Origin of the sequence: Vibrio sp. RM-69-4, from assembly GCF_024743775.1 — a bacterium.
Lineage (GTDB): Bacteria > Pseudomonadota > Gammaproteobacteria > Enterobacterales > Vibrionaceae > Vibrio > Vibrio anguillarum.
Map to the genome: position 1 here is coordinate 146,691 of NZ_JAMQXI010000036.1, position 21,865 is coordinate 168,555.

Consider the following 21,865-nt stretch of genomic DNA (forward strand, 5'->3'; position numbering starts at 1 on the left):
GATCGTTAGGATCCTATTAATTGATTTATCGATAATAACAAATTAATTGCCCACGTCACTGCTTTAACACATTGAATGCCGAGTAATTACCCATCTTTTAGGAGTTTTTTGATGCTCTCCTCATTCTTATAAGAAGAATGCACTTTTATCAACCCTTGATTGATGGCGTGCTTGCATGATTTGCGAATATTGTTGGAGGCAAAACTAGCGGCTGGAGCGTTATCGATCGCTTTTAAGTAGACCCAATGGCTTGCTCCTTCTCTCATACTTAGCTCACGAGCCGTGTTGGTTGCCATCAGCAGAATATCGAGCAGCTCTTTATCATTAATCGCCATATAAGCTCTTGGCAAAAATGGGTAGTCGGCGATGCCCATCCGTATTGTACGGTTTAAGCGACGTTCAGGTTGAAATTCATCTATCCATTGCTGAATTTGATCGAATGCGATTTCAGGCGGTGTATTGCGATCGGCATTCGGTTCGATATAGAGCAGATTGGAATCTGAAAAGTGATAAATCCGATTCGGTTCTTTGATTTTCGATTTTAAAAACTGACCAAATTGATGCTCCAATTCTAAGCCAGCTGAATAGCCATGTTCTAAGTACATGTTGCGCAGAAAGGGAATATCAATCATCACAAAGCGGAGGCGATCACTCAGTGGCTCGTGGATGAGTTCACCAATATACCACGGCTCAAAATGACGGCTGCTTTTTTGCATCGCTGAAGGAAGCTTAGCATTGAGCATGCGCAAGTTACGCAAGCGAGAGCGAGAATGGGTAAAGAGCGTGCTGTTGAGTTCATCGATTTCTTCATTTTGCAACTGGATAAGGTAGCCTCTACGCAGTAGCAGTAAAAATAAAATAATGGAGATAATAAACAGAATAAAGGCGATCTTTTTGAACTTATTATACTCTTCTTGAGTTTTGAGCAGCGCTTTTTCTTGCCCGACCAGATGTAAGGTTTGTTCTACAAACTCTTTTTGTTGACGAAAAGCATCTTCACTGATCTGATTGAGTTTTTCTTGGCGTATTTGCGATAGTGCATTGCTGCGTTTTATGTTCTCTAAGGCCTGTGCGTACTGACCGTTTTGCTCATAACCCAAGGCCAGTAACCGATAGGCATGCTCTTCAATCTCTTCATCTTGCATCGTTTTAGCAACGCTTAAGGCGTGTTGAGCGTTGCTGATGACCACATCGGCTTGCTTTTGGTGAAAGGCTAATCCTGAATGCAGTAAGTAAGCCTGTGCCTTTAAACGAGGATAATCTTTCAGCTCAAGCAAGTCTTCAGCGCGAGTGAGATATTGGTCAGTTAATGGGTAGTTATAGAGATTAAGATAGGTCGCCGCCAAACTAATACGCACTTCAATGACTTTTTCCAGATCATTGCGGCTCGTTTCGTGATCGATCACGTTGAAGTAGTGAACGAGCGCTAGATTGTATTTACCTTGCTGGTAATAGACATCGCCCATACGTTGCAATACATCAGCCAAGGCTGGCGACTTGTTATAGCCGTCATAAAAATCGGCGGCTTGAGACAAATGCTCTAAAGCCTTATCGAGCACTTTTCTTTCAAAAAAAAGCTGAGCCAGTAAGGTATTGGTTTTAGCGAGTAGGGCGCTTGAGTTGTTTTCAATCGCGCCCCAATAGGCAACTAGCAACTCAGATAAAGCACGATTGTAAAAGCCATGAGTGAGAAAATGTTGACCAATAACAATCTGATATTCAATCACGGTTTTCGGTGAGGAGATCGAATCAATGTAAGGCTTTAGGTCAGCAAAAAGCTTATTGGCCAGTTCGATATCATTGGCTTTTGAGGCAATTTCTGCTTTGAGCAGGGTAATTTTATAATCGAGACCTTTTGCCACTTGATCCGCATTTTTGATGGCATCATATTGAATGCTGATCGCGCGTAGCGCCTGCCGAGCGGCGCTTGCATCATTATTATTGAGCCAAATTAGACGAGTTTTGAGTATTTGTACATCCGTGGCTAAATAAGGCAATTGATAGTGTTGCGTGAGCTCTTCAGCAAGTTTTAACGCGGCCAGTGCGGCATCCATATTGTGCAACTGGAACTCTGCTTTGGCTAAAATCTTTAACGCATCAACGCTGCTGCCCGGTGTTCGAATCCGACTGTCGCTTTCATCGCGCGCCATCACTGATGATGATTTTTCTGATTTTTCGGCCAACTTGCGCTGAGTCAGATACTCAGTGGCTAGGGTTTTGGCTTGATTCGGTGAGATATCAATCAACCCATTGGCTTCATTTAACATTGGCGACGAGTAGATAGTGGCTTGTGAAGCCAATGAAAACAGAGCCAGAGTTAAACTGAGCAAAAGTGTCCAGCGCACGTTGATCATCCTAATGCTAATCCTTATTGACGGGCCATACGTTGGTTATGTGTTGGCCGTTCTTGTTCGGTTGAGCGAAATGGGTTGATATCCAAACCGCCGCGGCGAGTGTATCGAGCGTATACTGTTAACTGTGTCGGTTGGCAGTATTGCATAATGTCGGTGAAGATGCGCTCTACACACTGTTCGTGGAACTCATTATGTTCACGAAATGAGACGAGATAACGTAACAGTGCTTCTCGATCAATTTGTTGACCTTGATAATGAATTTCGACGCTGCCCCAGTCGGGTTGATTGGTGATTAAACAGTTCGATTTCAGTAAATGGCTGTGCAGTGTTTCATTGACTTGCTCACCACGCGCGGCACTTTTCAGTAAGCTGGCATCAAATTGGTAACTTTCAATCTCAATATCTTGTCCATCAATGCATTCACCCTGCATAGTTACAATCGCTTGGCCAGTGTAATCGGTCACCGGGTTGAGAGTGACACTAACTGGCGCGCCGGCACAGGCCGATAAATCGTTGGTTAAGCGCTGCGTTACTTCATCCCAACTGGCTATTTTGCTTTGGTTATAGCTATTGAGGTAGAGCTTAAAGGATTTAGATTCAATCAAACTAGCACTTGTCGCAGGGATAGAAACCTCGCCAATTGCCACTTGTGGTAACCCTTTTTCATTGAGCCAAGAGAGCTCGTACAAAGTCCAAATGTCACAGCCTTTAAACGGTAAGCTATCCCCCAAATGCAGATCATCACGGTTTAAGCTACGAGGGACAGGTTGCAGTAAGCTTGGATCGTACTGTTTGGCGTAGTCGGTTTTTTTGCCAAGGGTTAACCCTGCCAGCGCTTTGGCATCGGAATATTTGCTCATACTTTCACGTCAATTCGATTAGAATAAGCAGAATTTTACGCAATCCTAGGGTTGCTGTCATCACACAAGGCAGCGACTCATCAATTTTGGAGCACTTCATGGCACAAACTGCCGAGCAAGCCTTACTTTCATTTACTCAACGTTATCTTGACGCTTACCAAACAAAGCATGGCGAGTCTCCTCGTAATGATGAGTTGGCTGAGTTGGATTCCCCTTGCGCAGTGATGAACGACCAAGACCGTGTGCTGTGGAAACCCGTCGTCAGATCGGTTGCAGCTGATTTTTCTAACGTAGAAGCAGCGATTGAATTGACTCTACATTCTGATATTAAAGCCTTTTATGGCGTACAGTTTTGTGCGGACATGCCAGCTAAATGGCAAGGCAACGAGCTCGCTCTATTGCAAGTGTGGAGTGAGGATGATTTTATTCGTTTGCAGGAAAATATCCTCGGTCATTTGGTGACTCAGCGCCGACTAAAACTCAAACCAACCGTGTTTATTGGTGCAACCGATGCGGAGATGGATGTGATTTCGATCTGTAACCTTTCTGGACATGTGATTTTAGAACGTTTAGGTACCGATAAACGCGACGTGCTGGCCGAAAGTGTGGCCGAGTTTTTCGCTAATTTAGAACCTGTGGTGTAACGATGTACGTGGTTGAATTGCAGTTTGAGTGTTTTGATAACACGACTATCTCGGCGGTAGATAAAGCGATTAATGGCCTAATGGATGCTTTACGCTATAACGGTCAAGTGCTTGGGCGTGAATTCCCCATCGTGATGGGAGAGGGCGAGTTCTTTGTGCGGGTGGTTTGCCCAGAGCAAGAAAGCTTACACCCTAAGTATCATTCTGATTTTGTTAGGGTGTGCCTGAGTCGCTTGACGGAGGCTAGTTTGCTGGCTCCGAAAGCCCGTTTGTTGGGGCGCGATCTTAATTCCGAGCAAGCCGCTGATGATGTTTTGCCTAGCTGGCAGATACTTTACACCACTTATGTACACACTTGTTCTCCGCTGCGCAGTGGTGACACATTGCTGCCGATCCCTTTATATCGTAATTCTGCGACCTTAAATGGCGATCATAAAGCAGTGATCAAATGGCAAACAGAGTGGCAGGCGTGTGATGAACTTCAGATGGCGGGTGGTTGCCGAGCAGAACACGCTGCACTGCACGAGATTTGCGATGTGGACAGTGTGCTGTTTATTAGAGGATGGGATTTACGAGGACGAATTGAGTTTTTGACCCACGTCCCTACTTATTACTATCAGTATCGAGTTGGCGGCCAGAGCCTAGCGGACGAACAAGCCAGAAAATGCCCGAAATGTGGGGGAGAGTGGCTACTCGATGAACCGCTGCACGACATTTTCCATTTTAAATGCGACCCATGCCGTATTGTGTCCAATATGTCTTGGGATCATATTAAGTAAACAGGTGCGTGTTGTTGATACGAAAAAGCCGATACATCGCGTATCGGCTTTTCTATTTTTATAGGCTTTTTGCACAGGTAATAGCTTTATTAATTACCAGCCTTTTACTGCGCCACCGTCAAAAATTTTCGAAGCGGCTTGGTACACTTCTTCTGTTTGGTAGGCTTTAACAAAGTTAGTCACGTTTTCAGCATTCAGATTTTCTGCACGAGAAACAATGATATTGACATAAGGTGACTCTTTATCTTCAACGAACACACCATCTTTTTCAGGCGTTAGATTGATTGAGCTGGCGTAGGTCGTGTTGATGATAGAGAGCGTGACGTCGTCAAGTGAACGAGGCAGTTGCGCGGCATCTAACTCAACAATAGTGATGTTTTTTGGGTTGGCGACCACATCACGTACCGTTGCCAGCAGGCCTGCACCGTCACGTAGAGTAATAAGGCCTTGCTGTTCTAGCAGCAGTAAAGAGCGACCAAGGTTGGTTGGATCGTTAGGTACCGCAATACGAGAGCCATCTTGAATCTCATCAACCGATTTCACTTGTTTTGAATAGCCAGCAATCGGGTAAACAAAGGTGTTACCGGCAATCGCTAATTTGTAACCGCGGTCAGCGATCTGTTGATCAAGGTATGGCTTGTGTTGGAATGCATTGATATCAATCGAACCATCATCCAGTGCCGCATTAGGGGTAACATAGTCGGTAAACGTTACGAGTTCTACATCTAGGTTGTATTTTTCTTTTGCAATTTTTGCTGCAACTTCAGCAACTTGTGCTTCAGCACCGGCAATGACACCCACTTTGATTTTATTGTTGTCGACCGCTTTTTCACCACAGCCTGCCAGCACGAGTGCTGAAGCGCTAACGGCGAGGGTAAGTAGAGCTTTAAGGCTAAATTTCATGATTAACTCCTTGTTATAAAACGAATCTGTGTTTTAACTTTATTGTGATTTAACGGTGGTCGACACGGCGGACAAACTTATCGCCAATCGATTGAATAATTTGTACTAAGACAATCAACATCACCACGGTGACCGTCATGATGCCTAAGTCGTAGCGATGAAAGCCGTAACGAATAGCGACATCGCCCAATCCACCGCCGCCAACGGTTCCGGCCATGGCAGAGTAACTTACTAGAGTGACCATAGTGATGGTGACTGAGTTGACAATCGTTGGTAGCGCTTCAGGAAGTAACACTTTACGAATAATTTGGATCGGCGTAGCCCCCATTGACTGCGCAGCTTCGACCAAACCAGTGGGCACTTCCAGCAATGCACTTTCAATTAAACGAGCGACAAATGGAATTGCGCCAATCGTCAGCGGCACAATGGCCGCAGTGGTGCCAATAAACGTACCGACAAGCAGTTTTGTCACCGGAATAATGGCCACCATGAGCACCAAAAATGGCACAGAGCGACCAATGTTGACGATGGCACCAAGAATGCGGTTCAGCTGAGTGTTTTCGAGAAGGCCGCCTTTTTTGGTGGTATGTAAAATAACCCCTAGTGGAATACCAACCACGAAACCGACGATGCCCGCGACAGCGACCATGTAGAGTGTTTGCCAGGTTGCCATCAGTAGAAGATCGCCATTCAGGTTTAACCAAGCGGTGATGGTGTTAAAGGACATAACCAAGTACCTCTACTTTTACGTTGTTTTCGCGAAGAAATTCAAGAGCGGCCGTATCGTCCGACTCATTACCAAACAGTTCAGCGACCATCATGCCGAATTTAACGCCACCAGCGTAATCAAGGTCAGAACTTAATATACTGACATCAATATTAAATTTACGGGCAATTTGTGTCATCAAGGGAGCATCAACCGTTGCGCCTGTAAACTCTAATCGCACCAGCGGGTAGCTACCTTTTACGCGAGTGGCTTGCAGGCGAGCTTGGTAATCTTCCGGAATTGATAAATCGAGTGTTGAGCGAATAAATTGATGAGCCAAGGCGGTTTTAGGGTGAGCAAAAATCTCGCCAACTGTGCCTTTTTCAACCAGTTCACCGTCGCCAATAATGGCCACTTCGTGGCAAATACTTTTCACCACATCCATTTCGTGAGTAATTAGCAAAATGGTGATATTGAGTGTGCGGTTGATCTCTTTCAATAGCTCTAAAATTGATTGAGTCGTCGCAGGATCAAGCGCACTGGTGGCTTCGTCACACAGCAATACTTTGGGATCAGAGGCGAGTGCTCGCGCTATTGCAACACGTTGCTTTTGACCACCACTCAGATTTGCAGGATAAGTTTCGCGCTTATCCGTCAGGCCGACCAGTTGCAACAGCTCCGACACTTTCTTTTCAATGCTATTTTTTTCGACACCAGCCAGTTCAAGTGGCAGAGCAACGTTGTCAAATACCGTACGTGATGAAAGCAAATTGAAGTGTTGAAAGATCATGCCAATGTTGCGACGAGCTTGGCTGAGTTCTGATTTGCTCAGTTGAGTTAAATCAACGCCATCAACCACAACCGAACCTGTTGTTGGAGCTTCTAGCATGTTGACACAGCGAATCAGCGTACTTTTCCCTGCACCTGACGAGCCAATTACACCAAAAATAGTGCCTTGCTTAATGTGAAGATTAATCTCTTTCAAAGCATGAATTTCCTTATTGCCTTGATAGAAAACTTTATTTACTTGATTAATTTGAATCATCGGAAAACCTGTGCAGGGATAACAGAATAAAATGTTGAACTCTCTCTCACTTGTTGGACGATGCTATGGCTTAACTTGATTTAAGTCAATAGATATTTTTACGTCTAGACGTCTAAACGCTTTGGTGAATTAGGTAGTGATGAAAAAAATAAAGCGTGTAATAATCATCATATCTGGCGTGATATGAGAGAGTTATTTTGGCTAAACCTGCAGTGTTTTTAGATCGCGATGGCGTGATCAACGTTGACCATGGCTATGTTCATGATGAGCATGATTTTGAGTTTATTGATGGTGTATTTGAAGCCACTAAGAAGTTTCAAGACATGGGGTATTTGCTGGTTTTGGTGACCAACCAATCAGGTATCGCTCGTGGGAAATTTAGTGAAGAGCGCTTTTTATCTTTAACGCAATGGATGGACTGGAATTTTGCCGATCACGGTGTCGAGTTTGATGGTATTTATTACTGCCCGCACCATGCAGAGCACGGTGAAGGTAAGTATAAAGAAGAGTGTGATTGCCGCAAACCCAAGCCTGGTATGTTTATCTCCGCACGGGATTTTCTTGATATCGATATGGAAAAATCCGTGATGATAGGCGATAAAGCTGAAGATATGATGGCTGCACAAGCCGCAGGTGTTGGTACTCGTGTGTTGGTGCGTACCGGTAAACCTGTTACTGAGCAAGGTGAATTACTCGCCACCGTGGTACTTGATAGTATTCGCGATGTCCCTGCTTTTCTTGCACCGTAAAAATTCCCCCCTTTGTGGAAGGCAATATGAATAAATCATTTCTTTTTGTTGGATTCAGTGTTGGTTTTTTAGCAGCATGCTCACCACATTACGCGAACGATTCGCGCGTTGAAAGTGAGAACCTGTTCCAGCATTATCAATGCCGTTCTGGTGAGCATTTTGATGTTGCGTATATTGAGCAACAGTCAGCCGTTCTCCGTATTGCCGATCGCGAATATACATTGATACAAATTCCAGCCGCCTCTGGCGCAAAGTATGTGATCGACGATAGCGAGCAAACTCAGCCTCAAACCGTGCTTTTACATACGAAAGGCGATGAGGCTTTGCTCGAAGTGGGATCAACGACTTATCAAGGCTGTATCACTCAATAATTCATTTAAGATAAGCGCATGCTATCTTCCATTTTTATTTACGCTATAGGTTCGCATGAGCAGAAAACTGACTATCTTGGATATTGCAAAACTGTCTGGTGTTGGTAAATCGACGGTTTCTCGTGTATTGACGAACGACCCAAAAGTGAAGCCTGAAACACGAGCAAAAGTGGAACGCGTTATCCAAGATTCTGGGTATGTGCCACTGAAATCGGCTCAGTTAATGCGTGGTGGCAGTGAAAAAGTGATTGGCGTGATTATCTCACGCCTTGAGTCACCGTCTGAAAACCGTGCCGTGGGGCGAATGCTACAGGTGCTGTATCAAAATGGGTACGATGTGGTGATTATGGAAAGCCAGTTTGATCGCACTAAAACGAACGAGCACCTTGAGGTTTTACATAAGCGTAATGTGGATGGTGTAATTGTATTTGGTTTTACCGATCTCGATATCACACAACTCAACCTATGGGCATCGCGAGCGGTTGTGATTGCGATGGATGCCGATAAAGTCTCATCGATTAACTATGACAATTATGGTGTTATTCAAGGCGCGCTTGCTCATTTGACTTCGAAAAATCGAGTTCATATTTCCTACATTGGGGTCGATCCTAGCGATAAAACGACAGGTAAATTACGTTTAGATTCGTACTTAGATTGGTGCAAACAAAGTGGATGCACTCCCAATTATCGCACTGGACGTTTGCATCATGAAAGTGCCTACCAACTGGTTGATGAAGTGCTGAATGATCAGACTCAAGCTATCGTGTGCGCCAGTGACACTCTGGCACTTGGCGTGATTAAACGTCTCCAAGAATTGGGCCGAGATGATATCGCCGTCACTGGTGTGGGTGGTAATGAGCTGCTCTCTTTTCTTTTCCCTAATATTTATAGTATTGATCCTGGCTATGCTCAAGCGGGAGAAAAAGCAGCTAATTTATTGATTTTACAGCTTAATAATGAAATGAACCCTGCACACATCACTCAACAACCGCTAACAAGCTAACTCCTTATTTCTTAAAGTGAATTACAATTAGTCTGTGATCTTATTCAATTAATGGGATTGTTCCCATTTTTACCTTTTATTATTTATGTCAATATTGCACTTGTAGGTGGGAATGTTCCCATTAAAAAGAAAAACAGACAGTATTCCAATATAGGGTGGGCAAAAGTATGGCCAAGATAGCGAAGCAAGACGTGATACGTCTTATCGAGCTGGTAGGTGGTAAAGAGAACATCGCCAGTGTGAGTCACTGTTTGACTCGTTTACGCTTTGTTTTAAATGATACCGACAAGGCGGATAAAAAAGGACTAGAACAGCTGAGCATGGTTAAAGGGTGTTTTACCAATGCTGGGCAGTTTCAAGTTGTGATTGGTACTGAGGTGGACGAAGTTTACGCCATCTTAATCGGGCTTTCAGGCAAAGAAGCCGTTTCTAAAGATGAAGCGAAGAAAGCCGCTCGCCAAAACATGAACTTTTTAGAACGTGGCATTTCGCATCTTGCGGAAATCTTTGTTCCTTTGCTGCCAGCGATCATCACCGGCGGTTTAATCCTCGGTTTTCGTAATGTCATTGGCGACATTCGCATGTTCGATGGAAAAACTTTGGTTGAAATTAGCCAATTTTGGGCCACGGTTCATTCTTTCTTATGGTTAATTGGCGAGGCTATTTTCTTCTTCCTACCGGTTGGTGTTTGTTGGTCAACGGTGAAAAAGTTAGGTGGAACACCGATACTGGGTATTACTTTGGGTGTGACTCTGGTTTCGCCTCAATTAATGAATGCTTATCTGATCGGTAAGCAGATGCCCGAAGTGTGGGATTTTGGCTTGTTTGTGATAGAGAAAGTCGGCTATCAAGCTCAGGTGATTCCTGCAATGTTGGCGGGTGTTGCTCTAGCGTTTATTGAGACAAACTTAAAGCGCATCATCCCTTCTTATCTTTACCTCGTTGTTGTGCCGTTTATCTCTATCATATTGTCCGTTATTTTGGCCCACGCTTTAATTGGTCCATTTGGTCGCGTATTGGGCGATGGCGTCGCGTTTGCGGCTAAAGCTGCAATGACTGGCGATTTTGCGGTTATCGGTTCAATGGTGTTCGGTTTCTTGTATGCGCCACTGGTCATTACCGGGATTCACCACACCACTAACGCGGTGGATCTGCAATTGATGCAAGAAATGGGTGGTACGCCAATTTGGCCACTGATTGCACTGTCAAATATTGCTCAAGCGTCTGCGGTCGTCGGTATCATCTTTATCAGTAAAAAACACGGTGAGCGAGACATCTCTGTTCCTGCGGCTATTTCGGCTTATTTGGGTGTGACAGAGCCAGCGATGTATGGTGTCAACTTAAAGTACAAGTTCCCAATGCTAAGCGCCATGATTGGTAGTGCTATTGCAGCCGCAATTTGTGGTAGTGCAGGGGTGATGGCGAATGGCATCGGTGTGGGTGGTTTACCAGGTATTCTTTCGATTCAACCACAATACTGGGGTATTTACGGCATCGCGATGCTGGTGGCGATGGCCGTCCCAATTCTGCTTACTCTGTTTTTATACAAACGAGCTCAAGCTAAAGGCGAGCTAGAGCCAGCAAGTGCATAACCTTTCATTCGAGTGGTGAGTTTTCACCACTCATTTTCATTTTGGTAAGTGAGTTGTCAATATGGTTATAACCAAGAGTGATAGTCAGTGGTGGAAAACTGCGACCATCTATCAGATTTATCCCAAAAGTTTTTGTGATAGCGGCAATAAAGGAACGGGAGATATCAAAGGGATCATCTCTAAACTGGATTACTTGCACCGCTTGGGAATTGATGCCATTTGGCTGACACCCATTTATTCATCTCCGATGGTTGATAACGGTTATGACATTTCGGATTATTACAGTGTCAATCCTCAATTCGGTAGCATGCAAGATTTTGATGAACTGCTGACTCAAGCTCATCAAAGAGGTATCCGTATTATTATGGATATTGTGGTTAACCATACCTCAACCGAGCACGCTTGGTTTCAGTCGGCGTTGGGTGATAAATCAAGCCCGTATCGTGACTATTATATTTGGCAAGACCCGATTAATGGTCAGGCTCCAAATAATTGGCAGTCAAAGTTTGGTGGTAGTGCATGGGCGTTAGATGACGCAACAGGGCAATATTATCTGCACCTATTTGCCAAAGAGCAGGCAGATCTAAATTGGGAAAATCCTCAAGTTCGTGAAGAAGTGAAGCAAGTGATTCGTTTTTGGGCCGAAAAAGGGGTGGATGGTTTTCGTCTCGATGTGATCAATTTAATCTCAAAAGCGCAGGATTTCAGTGATGATCACCAAGGTGATGGACGCCGTTTTTATACCGATGGCCCGCGCGTGCATGAATTTTTACAAGAGATCAGCCAAGCGGTTTTCCAACAGTACGGCAGTGTCACCGTGGGGGAAATGTCCTCAACAACGCTTGAACATTGCCAACAATATTCACGCTTGGACGGCAAAGAGTTGTCGATGGTGTTTAACTTCCACCATTTAAAAGTGGATTATCCGAACGGTGAAAAATGGACGAAAGCGCCATTTGATTTCTTGCAATTGAAGCAGATTTTCAACCATTGGCAAACGGGCTTAAATGGTAAAGGGTGGGGAGCGCTTTTTTGGTGTAACCACGACCAACCACGTATTGTGAGTCGTTTAGGGGATGATCAACGTTATCGTGTTGAGTCGGCAAAAATGTTGGCCGCATCGATTCATATGATGCAAGGCACGCCTTATGTTTATCAAGGTGAAGAAATTGGCATGACCAATCCCGGCTACACCGCTATTGAACAGTACCGAGATGTGGAAAGTACTAACATTTACGACATCATGGTGAACCAGCAAGGGGTAAGTCATGAAGCGATGATGGCCATTCTTGCACAAAAATCCCGTGACAATTCTCGCACGCCAATGCAGTGGAATGCAGAGCGCTTTGCTGGTTTTAGCCAAGGTCAGCCTTGGCTAGACATTGCAGAAAACTATCAAGAATTGAATGCGCAATGTGCGTTAGCTGATGAGCAATCGGTGTTCTATTTCTACCAAGAGTTGATAGCGCTGCGCAAAAAAATCGGTGTAATTACCGATGGTGATTACACCGATTTGCTACCCGATCATAAAGAGATTTTTGCCTACCAGCGACGCAACGCGAAACAGGTGCTGATCTGTATCAATAACTATTATGGCGTTGACACCGAATGCGTGCTGCCAAAAGAGTTACCGATTGAGAAAGCAAAATACCTGTTAGGCAACTATACAGATATAAAACCACTCAAAGTTTTGGAACATCAAGTGCTTCGTCCGTATGAAACACGCGTAATTTTGTTCGATTTAGTATCCTGATTGAGTCCTACCCCTATAGATTCAGTCATTTTTCAGCCCCGAATTTTCGGGGTTTTTTTATCGACTCTGTTTATGAGTCACGGCTCAATGGTACTTTCTTCGTGCTCTTATTGATTCAACGCGGTAGGTTCGGCTGTTGATGGTTTGTTTAATGTTTTAACAACACCACAACTTTGTTGCTTGGTCACAATTAGTCACACAAAGATGAAACACAATCCGCTATAGTTTGCGTTCTTAGCAAACGGATGTGAAACACAATGAACAGTACTCTCTCCCCCTCTTATCGAGTGGTTCTCGTTGAAGACGATTTAGAACTCTCGGAACTGATCAAAGATTTTCTCAACCACTATGAATTTTGTGTCTCAACGGTTGCGGATGGGATTCAAGCCGTTGATCGGATTTTGGATGAGCAACCTGATTTAGTCATTCTGGATATTATGCTACCAGGGCAAAGTGGTATGGATGTCTGCCGCGCTGTCCGAGATCAATACCACGGTATGATTTTAATGCAAACGGCGTTGGACGATGATATTGATCAGGTGATGGGGTTGGAACTGGGTGCCGATGACTATGTTGTTAAGCAGGTTAAGCCCCGTTTGCTACTGTCACGTATTCGAGCTTTACTTCGGAGGCAAGCAAGAGGAAGTCAAAGTGACAAATACGAATTGTGCATAGGTAACTTGTGGATGAATTTACAGCATCGAGCGGTATTACTTGAGCAGCAGCCCATAAAACTCACGACCAGCGAGTTTGAGCTTTTGTATCTACTCGCCCAACATGTCGGCACCATTGTCACGAGAGATGATATCGCTCAGCATGTGCGTGGTTTTGAATATGATGGTTTAGATCGCTCAATTGATCGTCGTATATCACGCTTGCGGCGTGCGCTCGGAGATGATCCTAATGAACCTAAGTTGATAAAAACGGTTCGAGGTAAAGGATATCAGCTCTGCGCTGTATCGGAAGGGAAGTGGTCATGATTCGATCTTTTTGGGTACTCTGGGTAGCTGTGTTTCTGCCAATCTTATTACTCAGTATTCCCACGCAATTTAATCCGATCCCATATCTTAGCCGCAGTATCTCTGAAGAGTTTTATAAGCCTGTCTATCAGAGTAACTTTACGTTTCTATCTGAAAAATTGCGTCAAGCGCCTCAAGCTGAGTGGACAACGATTATTGACGGCTATGCTAAGCATTTCAGTTACCCACTTCGATTAGAGGCATTAGACAGTTACCACTCCTCCCCAGAAGTTTATCAAGCGTTGCAAAAAGGCGAGATCATTTTTCAAGATGGTGATCCTATGGCACTTTTGCAAAGAGTGTTGAACAGTGACAAAGTGCTCTATTTCGCGATCAATGAACCGAGAGAACTCGCTGCGCTTAACCAGTCCAGAGGTACATTATACCTCGCGGTAGAAGATCTCCGTAGCCAACCACGTACTCAATGGCAAACCAGTATTGCTGAGCAAAATAGCCGAATACCTTTAGAGTTGAGTCTATTGCAAGAGCAAGATTTGTCACCCATCGAGCGAAGTAAATTGTTGGCTGATGAAGAGCAGATGACCAGTTATATCAATCAACAAGGCAGCATGATCTTATTGGCTGCGGTGGATGAGAATACGTGGTTACGCGTCGAGGACAATATTTCCTACCAAACCCAATTAAAGCTCACCACGGCTATCGGCGGTTTCTTTTTTTTAGCCATTTCTGTGGCCTTAGTTATGTGGATTTATCCTTTATGGCGAGATCTGAAACGTCTGGTAAAAACGGCGAATGAATTTGGCCAAGGAGTATTATCTCGTAGAGCGACGACGTCTCGGCTGTCCGTGGTCTCTCAGCTCAGTCATTCTTTTAATAACATGGCGAATAACATCGAAAAGCTGATTGCCAGCCAAAGAACCTTAACCAACGCCGTGGCGCATGATTTACGAACACCGCTCTACCGTTTACGCTTTGCATTTGAAATGCTTGAGGATGAAGACATTGCCTTAAGTCAGAAAGAAAAATACCGCCAAGTGATTCACTCCAGTATTGAAGATCTCGATCATTTGATTAACCAGACACTTGTTTTGTCGCGCTATAACCGTATCACAGATATTCGCCATTTTTCTTATTGCCACTTTGCCGACAATTTGGTTGCAGAAGCGGAGCATTTCCAGCTTGAAAACCCGCAACTCACATTGCGTGTCAGCGTGTTGGATTCGTTGCGACAGCAAACGATATTTGTCGATAATCGAGCTTTATTGCGGGCCGTTAAAAACTTGCTGAGTAATGCCGCGCGATTTGCGCAGCAAGAGATCCATCTCTCGTTGAACGAATCTGATGGGCAACTTTTTTTGGTGGTCGAAGACGATGGCCCCGGTATTGCGCCAGATGATATTGAGCGTATTTTTGAGCCCTTTACTCAAGTGAATAATCAAGAGCGTAATAGTGAAAAAGGCCATGGTCTTGGGCTGGCGATTGTTAAACAGATCACTCGTTGGCATCAAGGCAAGGTTAGAGTAAAAGTAAATGGTTCAGCATTAGGGGGCGCATGTTTTGAACTGCAATGGCCGAAACAGATTTCTTTACCTAATGTGACCAAACTGGATACAAATGGTCAATAAACTGCTGACGATTTATTTGTATTGAGAATGCTACCTTGAATGGGTCGGTGAATCAGACCGCTCACAAGGAGTAAGCATGAATACCAAATTATTAGCGCTGTTTTTAAGCGGCGTATTTTTCTCATCTACCAGTGCCACTAAACCGATGGAATGGATCTCAGCCTTCAGCGATGGGGTTCGCTTAAATGACCAGCTCAGCCAAACCAATACGCAATCGAATGTGATGATGGATTACGCGCAACAAGATGCTGCAATGTATTTGGACGGTAGTGAAGTCGCCTTTCTTTCCATCAGTACCAGTTACCTCTTCTAATGCTTAATCACAGGAAAATATTATGTTTAAGTTAAACCAGTTGTTCGTGATCCTGAGTGTGCTCACACTTATCGTGGGATGTAAAGCCGATGATTTGAAAGATACGGATAAGCTGACTAAGCCTACGGTTAATGCTGGTGCTGATCAGATGTTAATACTGCCAGTAAATAGTATTACGTTGAGCGGAACGGCGAAATCTGAGTTATCAATATATGAAATTAAAACGAAGTCTTGGCGTCAAGTTTCTGGGCCTCAATCGCTTACTTTGATCAATGCAGATTCTCTGAAAGCAACGGCGTTTTATCCTACGATTGCTGGCACGTATATTTTTGAATTATCAGTCAAAGACAGTGGTGGAAGAAGCAACAGTGACCAAATGCAGGTGATCATTCAGGCGGTCGCGCAAAGCATGCAGCGAGCCTATATGCAGCAGGTTGATATCGTTGCTTGGCAGTATGCTGATAGGAACCAAGGCATGCTGAGCTTTAGTGATTTAGATTCGGTTTCTTTAACCGAATTGGACACTCAATTAGAGCATGCGCTGACCTCACTCAATAGCGCTGCTGAGTTTGAGCTACATTTTGCCGCCAATGCTGGGGGAAATATACAAACGGCTTTGTTGTTATTAAATGCCCTTTCTGCTCAAGGAGTTCCGATTTGTTTAAGTGAAAGTTCATCTTGCCACTCTTTGGAACAAGGGTTTTTATTGCAGACTGAACTGCCAGAGAGTATCAATTGCAGTGATGCACAAAGCTGTGTTACCGCTCTACTTCAGTATATTGAGGGTTAACTAGACTACTTAGTGACGTCAGTTTATAGAGCTATGATGTAAAGAAACGAAAAAGCCAGCTCGAAAGCTGGCTTTTTATCGTTCTCAATCGAGAAAATATGGTGGAGGGGGACGGATTCGAACCATCGAAGGCGGAGCCGGCAGATTTACAGTCTGCTCCCTTTGGCCACTCGGGAACCCCTCCGGGTGTTTTCCTATTCTAAAAATAGGCTTGAATGATGTTTTCCCAACGTATCAATCAAGGTTTCTCTTACGAGAGAATATGGTGGAGGGGGACGGATTCGAACCATCGAAGGCGGAGCCGGCAGATTTACAGTCTGCTCCCTTTGGCCACTCGGGAACCCCTCCGGGTATTTTCCTATTCTAAAAATAGGCTTGAATGATGTTTTCCCAACATATCAGTCAAGGTTTCTCTTACGAGAGAATATGGTGGAGGGGGACGGATTCGAACCATCGAAGGCGGAGCCGGCAGATTTACAGTCTGCTCCCTTTGGCCACTCGGGAACCCCTCCGGGTGTTTTCCTATTCTAAAAATAGGCTTGAATGATGTTTTCCCAACGTATCAATCAAGGTTTCTCTTGCGAGAGAATATGGTGGAGGGGGACGGATTCGAACCATCGAAGGCGGAGCCGGCAGATTTACAGTCTGCTCCCTTTGGCCACTCGGGAACCCCTCCAGAGGGTTTTCATACAATGTGATTTATAGTGCTTATAACGACACTATTGGCTCACAGTATGCTTAAACAACGTTTTCCCAACGCATTGCTCAAGTGCGGAGCGCATGATAGCAAACTCGCTCTCTCTGTAAAGCCTTTTTCTTATGATTTTGAATTGAATGCTGCCTTTTTGGGCAAAGGGAGGAGGAATGGATAGTTTTGCTCTATTTATACCCTTCCCACTTGAAGCTGCAGCGGTGTTTGGCTACGTTCGCTCACCCCAATCACATAGTTTATCTATGTTCATGGGGATGAACTTACTTGCCGCCTACCTGCAACTTCAAGTTGTTTGGGTATAGCCTGTGTGTGACGCCTAAAAAGCAGCCGGAGGAGGCTAAGTTATGACGCACGTTACAGATATTTAATAAGATTTACACTCCTTGACGTTCGAGCGTCGTATAAGCAGTTACAATTCAATCAGTCTATTTATTGTTGAATAAAAACTATGAAAAACACGTCTATTCTTTCGTTAATGATGGTTACCTTGCTTACCACACCGTTAAGTGCGTTCGCTGCGCAAGCACCACAAGCCGTTGCGGTGGTCGCAGAGCGTGTGGCAACTCATCAAGTGTCTCAGTCTCTTTCACTTATTGGTAAATTAGAAGCTGAACGAGCAGTGGAGATCTCATCTGAAGTTTCGGGAAAGGTCAGCCATATTGCGATTAAAGCCAATCAAGAGGTCAAGAAAGGTCAGCTCTTAATTCAGCTTAATGATGATAAAGCCAAAGCCGCACTTTCAGAGGCTCAAGCCTATTTGAACGATGAACAGCGTAAGTTGAAAGAGTTTGAACGTTTGGTCAAACGGAACGCCATTACCCAAACGGAAATCGATGCGCAAAAAGCGAGTGTTGATATTGCTCAAGCACGTTTAGATGCAGCAAACGCAAATTTAAACGATCTGCGCATTAGCGCGCCATTTAATGGCACCGTTGGTTTTATTGATTTTAGTTTGGGCAAAATGGTCAGTGCAGGGACGGAATTGCTGACTTTAGATGACCTATCGGTGATGCAACTCGATATCCAAGTGCCAGAGCGTTACCTTTCGTTAATCAGTAAAGGTATGACGGTGACGGCGAAGAGTAATGCTTGGGCAAAAAACGAGTTTACCGGCAAAGTTGTGGGTATTGATTCACGCATTAACCGTGAAACCTTGAATTTGCGTGTCCGTATTCATTTCGATAACCAAGATGGCAAGCTAAAACCCGGGATGTTGCTTTCTACTAAGTTGAATTTCCCAGCGATTGAAGCGCCCATTATCCCCGTTCAAGCACTCGAATATTCAGGCACTAAACGCTATGTCTATGTGATTGATAGCAATAATAAAGTAATACGCACGGAAGTTTGGCTTGGCGCGCGGATCGACAATCAAGTGGTGATTGATAAAGGTTTAGCCATTGGCGATAAGATTGTGGTGCAAGGCATCGTGAATATGAGAAACGGCATTGCCGTTACTGAAGTCAATGTGGATGGCTCGCCGATACAAAAGGATGACAAATAATGTGGTTATCCGATGTTTCAGTGAAGCGCCCTGTGGCGGCGGTGGTATTAAGCTTACTGTTGTGCGTTTTTGGTCTAGTGTCATTTTCTAAGCTTTCGGTCCGGGAAATGCCCGATATTGAAAGCCCGGTGGTTTCAATCAGTACTCGCTATGCAGGGGCTTCAGCTACCATCATTGAAAGCCAAATCACTTCTGTATTGGAAGATCAACTGGCAGGCATTAGCGGGATTGATGAAATTGAATCCACCACGCGTAATGGCATGTCACGGATTACCGTTACATTTGAACTGGGTTACGATCTCAATACTGGTGTGAGCGATATCCGCGACGCCGTTGCGAGAGCACAGCGCTCATTACCCGATGAAGCGGATGATCCAACCGTATTTAAAAATAATGGCTCTGGTGAAGCTTCCTTGTACATTAATCTCAGTTCTTCAGAGATGGATCGAACCCAACTGACCGATTATATCGAACGAGCTTTGATTGACCGTTTTAGTTTAATCTCTGGTGTCAGTTCTGTGGATGTGTCTGGTGGCCTTTATAAGGTGATGTATGTCAAGCTCAAGCCGAATCTGATGGCTGGGCGTGGTGTCACGACTTCTGATATATCAAGTGCATTGCGCAGTGAAAATATTGAAAGCCCGGGCGGGGAAGTGCGTAACGATTCGACAGTAATGTCGGTGCGTACCGACCGAGCGTACAAAACGGCTCAAGATTTTGACTATTTGGTGGTTAAGCGCGCAAGTGACAATTCGCCGATTTACTTAAAAGATGTCGCGGATGTCTTCATCGGCGCTGAGAACGAAAACTCAACCTTCAAAAGCGACGGTGTGGTTAATGTGAGCATGGGCATTGTGCCACAGTCAGATGCTAACCCCTTGGATGTGGCGCAGCGTGTCCATCAAGAAGTCGATAATATTCAGCAGTTTCTACCCAAAGGAACGCGCTTGGCCATTGACTACGACTCGACCGTCTTTATTGATCGCTCAATTTCGGAAGTGTATAGCACACTGTTTATCACGGGTGGTTTAGTGATTTTGGTACTGTACATTTTTATCGGCCAAGTTCGGGCAACGCTAATCCCAGCCGTTACTGTGCCAGTATCATTGATCTCTTCTTTTATTGCCGCTTACTATTTCGGATTCTCCATTAACCTTATCACCTTGATGGCGCTGATTCTTTCCATCGGTTTGGTTGTTGATGATGCGATTGTGGTGGTGGAAAATATATTTCATCACATAGAACAGGGAGAGAAGCCACTGCTGGCGGCTTATAAAGGGACGCGCGAAGTCGGCTTTGCCGTGATTGCCACCACATTGGTATTAGTGATGGTCTTTTTACCGATCTCTTTTATGGACGGTATGGTCGGCCTGTTGTTCACCGAGTTCTCTGTACTTTTGGCCATGTCGGTTCTCTTTTCATCGCTAATAGCGTTAACTTTAACGCCCGTTCTCGGTAGCAAGATTTTAAAGGTCAATGTCAAACCAAACCGTTTTAATCGCTTTGTTGATCGTGTTTTTGGCCGTTTAGAAGCGAGTTACAAATCCTCTTTACGTTTTGCTATCAGTTGGAAATGGGCTGCACCGCTCGTCATCCTTACATGCGTTGGTGGCAGTTATTTTCTGATGCAGAAAGTGCCTTCTCAGCTCACGCCTTCAGAAGATCGCGGCGTTATTTTTGCCTTTGTGCGCGGAGCGGATGCGACCAGTTATAACCGGATGTCGGCCAATATGGATCTTGTTGAGCAGCGGTTAATGCCCTTGGTTGGCAAAGGTTTTCTCAAGTCGTTTAGTATTCAATCGCCCGCGTTCGGTGGGCAAGCGGGTGATCAGACGGGTTTTGTTATCATGATTTTGGATGACTGGAACGAACGAAGCATCACCGCTCAACAAGCATTAGGGCAGGTAAAAAAAGCGCTAACGGGAATTCCCGATGTACGAGTTATGCCCTTTATGCCCGGCTTTCGTGGTGGCTCTAACGAGCCTGTTCAGTTTGTGTTGGGTGGGTCAGACTATCCTGAACTAAAAAAATGGGCTGAATTGTTAAAAACGGAAGCTGAAAGTTCTCCCTTTATGGAAGGTGCTGACACCAATTATTCCGAAAAGACACCTGAACTGGTGGTGACGATTGATAGGCAGCGTGCCGCGGAATTGGGGATCAGTGTCGCGGATATTTCAGATACGTTAGAAGTGATGCTCGGCGGGAAGAGTGAAACCAGCTTTGTTGAGCGTGGCGAAGAGTATGATGTTTATCTCCGTGGGGACGAAAATAGCTTCAATAACGCCTCCGATTTAAGCCAGATCTACATGAGAACCGCATCCGGTGAGCTTGTTACACTGGATGCACTTGCGAAAGTGGAAGAAGTGGCATCATCAATCCGCTTGTCTCATTACAATAAGCAAAAGGCGATCACGGTTACTGCAAATTTATCGGCTGGTTACACGTTGGGCGAAGCGCTTGATTTTCTAGATCAGAAAGCCATTGAAACGCTACCTAGTGATATTTCCATTAGTTACTCAGGTGAGTCAAAAGATTTTAAAGAAAACCAATCGAGCGTAGCCATTGTATTTGCGTTAGCGCTGCTTGTCGCTTATTTGGTACTAGCCGCCCAATTTGAAAGTTTTATCAACCCGTTAGTGGTGATGTTGACGGTGCCGATGGGTGTGTTTGGCGGCTTTCTTGGTCTATCAATTATGGGACAAGGTATCAACATCTATAGCCAAATTGGGATGATTATGCTGATCGGTATGGTGACCAAAAATGGCATTTTGATCGTTGAATTTGCCAACCAGCTGCGTGACCGAGGGGTTGAGTTTGAAAAAGCAATTATTGATGCTTCAGCAAGGCGCTTACGGCCAATCATGATGACCGCCTTTACTACTTTAGCAGGTTCCATCCCATTAATTATCTCGACAGGAGCAGGCTATGAAAGCCGAGTTGCGGTGGGTACAGTGATTTTCTTCGGTATGGGTTTTGCCACTTTAGTCACTCTGTTTGTTATCCCTGCTATGTATCGTTTGGTCTCGGCATCAACACGCTCTCCAGGTCATGTTGAAGCTGAACTTAATCAAGAACTGCTGCATGATGTTAAAACCAGAAGTGTTCACTGATTAACGTATCAAGAGCCTGCGCCCTGCAGGCTCTTCTTTGTTCACCGTTCACACCTATTCCATTCACCGTTATCT

The 21,865-nt window shown here is 44.7% G+C and carries 19 protein-coding genes and 4 tRNA genes; 14 read left to right on the forward strand and 9 right to left on the reverse strand.

What is annotated here, in order from left to right:
* Positions 1–86 precede the first annotated feature (86 nt).
* Positions 87–2,354 (reverse strand): lipopolysaccharide assembly protein LapB, encoded by a 2,268-nt coding sequence (locus NB504_RS04990; protein ID WP_194545201.1) that lies wholly within the window; start codon positions 2,352–2,354, stop codon positions 87–89.
* Positions 2,355–2,368: 14 nt separating this feature from the next.
* Positions 2,369–3,214: an NADPH-dependent 7-cyano-7-deazaguanine reductase QueF gene (queF, locus tag NB504_RS04995; RefSeq protein ID WP_013857388.1), complete on the reverse strand. Its 846-nt coding sequence runs from the start codon at positions 3,212–3,214 to the stop codon at positions 2,369–2,371.
* A gap of 98 nt (positions 3,215–3,312) precedes the next feature.
* On the opposite strand from queF, the gene syd reads away from it, so the two are divergent.
* Both syd and NB504_RS05005 read left to right on the forward strand, forming a co-directional pair.
* Positions 3,313–3,858 carry a SecY-interacting protein gene (gene syd, locus NB504_RS05000; protein WP_170894836.1) on the forward strand — a complete coding sequence of 182 codons (546 nt, stop codon included), beginning with the start codon at positions 3,313–3,315 and terminating at the stop codon, positions 3,856–3,858.
* Positions 3,859–3,860: 2 nt separating this feature from the next.
* Positions 3,861–4,637, forward strand: coding sequence for a Zn-ribbon-containing protein (locus NB504_RS05005; RefSeq protein ID WP_088728698.1), 777 nt, complete (start codon positions 3,861–3,863; stop codon positions 4,635–4,637).
* Positions 4,638–4,730: 93 nt separating this feature from the next.
* Here the strand turns inward: NB504_RS05005 and NB504_RS05010 are convergent, their stop codons facing one another.
* The 3 genes from NB504_RS05010 to metN are packed head-to-tail and all read right to left on the reverse strand — an operon-like array spanning position 4,731 to position 7,291.
* Complete coding sequence (locus NB504_RS05010; RefSeq protein WP_013857385.1) at positions 4,731–5,540, reverse strand: MetQ/NlpA family lipoprotein; 810 nt, start codon at positions 5,538–5,540, stop codon at positions 4,731–4,733.
* A 49-nt stretch (positions 5,541–5,589) separates the two neighbouring features.
* Positions 5,590–6,267, reverse strand: coding sequence for a methionine ABC transporter permease (locus tag NB504_RS05015; RefSeq protein WP_017044205.1), 678 nt, complete (start codon positions 6,265–6,267; stop codon positions 5,590–5,592).
* Complete coding sequence (metN, locus tag NB504_RS05020) at positions 6,257–7,291, reverse strand: methionine ABC transporter ATP-binding protein MetN (protein WP_013857383.1); 1,035 nt, start codon at positions 7,289–7,291, stop codon at positions 6,257–6,259. Before metN ends, NB504_RS05015 begins: the two co-directional genes overlap by 11 nt.
* 197 nt (positions 7,292–7,488) lie before the next feature.
* Here metN and gmhB point away from each other — a divergent pair, with 197 nt between their 5' ends.
* From gmhB to NB504_RS05065, 9 genes are all read left to right on the forward strand, one after another.
* Positions 7,489–8,040 carry a D-glycero-beta-D-manno-heptose 1,7-bisphosphate 7-phosphatase gene (gene gmhB, locus NB504_RS05025; RefSeq protein ID WP_013857382.1) on the forward strand — a complete coding sequence of 184 codons (552 nt, stop codon included), beginning with the start codon at positions 7,489–7,491 and terminating at the stop codon, positions 8,038–8,040.
* 26 nt (positions 8,041–8,066) lie between these two features.
* Entirely contained in the window at positions 8,067–8,411 is a 345-nt protein-coding gene (locus NB504_RS05030; RefSeq protein WP_096036176.1) for an MliC family protein, read from the forward strand.
* Positions 8,412–8,466: 55 nt separating this feature from the next.
* Positions 8,467–9,414: a trehalose operon repressor TreR gene (gene treR / locus NB504_RS05035; RefSeq protein ID WP_013857380.1), complete on the forward strand. Its 948-nt coding sequence runs from the start codon at positions 8,467–8,469 to the stop codon at positions 9,412–9,414.
* Positions 9,415–9,581: 167 nt separating this feature from the next.
* Positions 9,582–11,006: a PTS trehalose transporter subunit IIBC gene (gene treB / locus NB504_RS05040; protein WP_026027679.1), complete on the forward strand. Its 1,425-nt coding sequence runs from the start codon at positions 9,582–9,584 to the stop codon at positions 11,004–11,006.
* A gap of 61 nt (positions 11,007–11,067) precedes the next feature.
* Entirely contained in the window at positions 11,068–12,759 is a 1,692-nt protein-coding gene (gene treC / locus NB504_RS05045) for an alpha,alpha-phosphotrehalase (protein WP_094150433.1), read from the forward strand.
* Between the two features lie 257 nt (positions 12,760–13,016).
* Entirely contained in the window at positions 13,017–13,739 is a 723-nt protein-coding gene (locus tag NB504_RS05050) for a winged helix-turn-helix domain-containing protein (protein ID WP_013857376.1), read from the forward strand.
* Positions 13,730–15,364 carry an ATP-binding protein gene (locus tag NB504_RS05055; RefSeq protein WP_258428412.1) on the forward strand — a complete coding sequence of 545 codons (1,635 nt, stop codon included), beginning with the start codon at positions 13,730–13,732 and terminating at the stop codon, positions 15,362–15,364. The genes NB504_RS05050 and NB504_RS05055 overlap by 10 nt, the downstream gene beginning before the upstream one ends.
* A gap of 76 nt (positions 15,365–15,440) precedes the next feature.
* Positions 15,441–15,677 (forward strand): hypothetical protein, encoded by a 237-nt coding sequence (locus NB504_RS05060; protein ID WP_017044213.1) that lies wholly within the window; start codon positions 15,441–15,443, stop codon positions 15,675–15,677.
* A 22-nt stretch (positions 15,678–15,699) separates the two neighbouring features.
* Positions 15,700–16,467 (forward strand): PKD domain-containing protein, encoded by a 768-nt coding sequence (locus NB504_RS05065; RefSeq protein ID WP_258428413.1) that lies wholly within the window; start codon positions 15,700–15,702, stop codon positions 16,465–16,467.
* Positions 16,468–16,566: 99 nt separating this feature from the next.
* Here the strand turns inward: NB504_RS05065 and NB504_RS05070 are convergent.
* From NB504_RS05070 to NB504_RS05085, 4 genes are all read right to left on the reverse strand, one after another.
* Positions 16,567–16,651: transfer RNA gene (locus NB504_RS05070), tRNA-Tyr, on the reverse strand.
* Positions 16,652–16,730: 79 nt separating this feature from the next.
* Positions 16,731–16,815 (reverse strand) — tRNA-Tyr (locus NB504_RS05075).
* 79 nt (positions 16,816–16,894) lie between these two features.
* A tRNA-Tyr gene (locus NB504_RS05080) sits at positions 16,895–16,979 on the reverse strand.
* Positions 16,980–17,058: 79 nt separating this feature from the next.
* Positions 17,059–17,143 (reverse strand) — tRNA-Tyr (locus NB504_RS05085).
* 188 nt (positions 17,144–17,331) lie between these two features.
* On the opposite strand from NB504_RS05085, the gene NB504_RS05090 reads away from it, so the two are divergent.
* From NB504_RS05090 to vexH, 3 genes are all read left to right on the forward strand, one after another.
* Positions 17,332–17,481, forward strand: a complete 150-nt coding sequence (locus tag NB504_RS05090; protein WP_258428414.1) for a hypothetical protein — start codon at positions 17,332–17,334, stop codon at positions 17,479–17,481.
* A 146-nt stretch (positions 17,482–17,627) separates the two neighbouring features.
* Positions 17,628–18,680 (forward strand): efflux RND transporter periplasmic adaptor subunit, encoded by a 1,053-nt coding sequence (locus NB504_RS05095; RefSeq protein ID WP_208892134.1) that lies wholly within the window; start codon positions 17,628–17,630, stop codon positions 18,678–18,680.
* The gene (gene vexH / locus NB504_RS05100) at positions 18,680–21,790 is read left to right on the forward strand and encodes a vibriobactin export RND transporter permease subunit VexH (RefSeq protein ID WP_019281707.1); all 3,111 of its coding nucleotides are present in this window, start codon (positions 18,680–18,682) and stop codon (positions 21,788–21,790) included. The genes NB504_RS05095 and vexH overlap by 1 nt, the downstream gene beginning before the upstream one ends.
* The last annotated feature ends 75 nt before the right edge of the window (positions 21,791–21,865 follow it).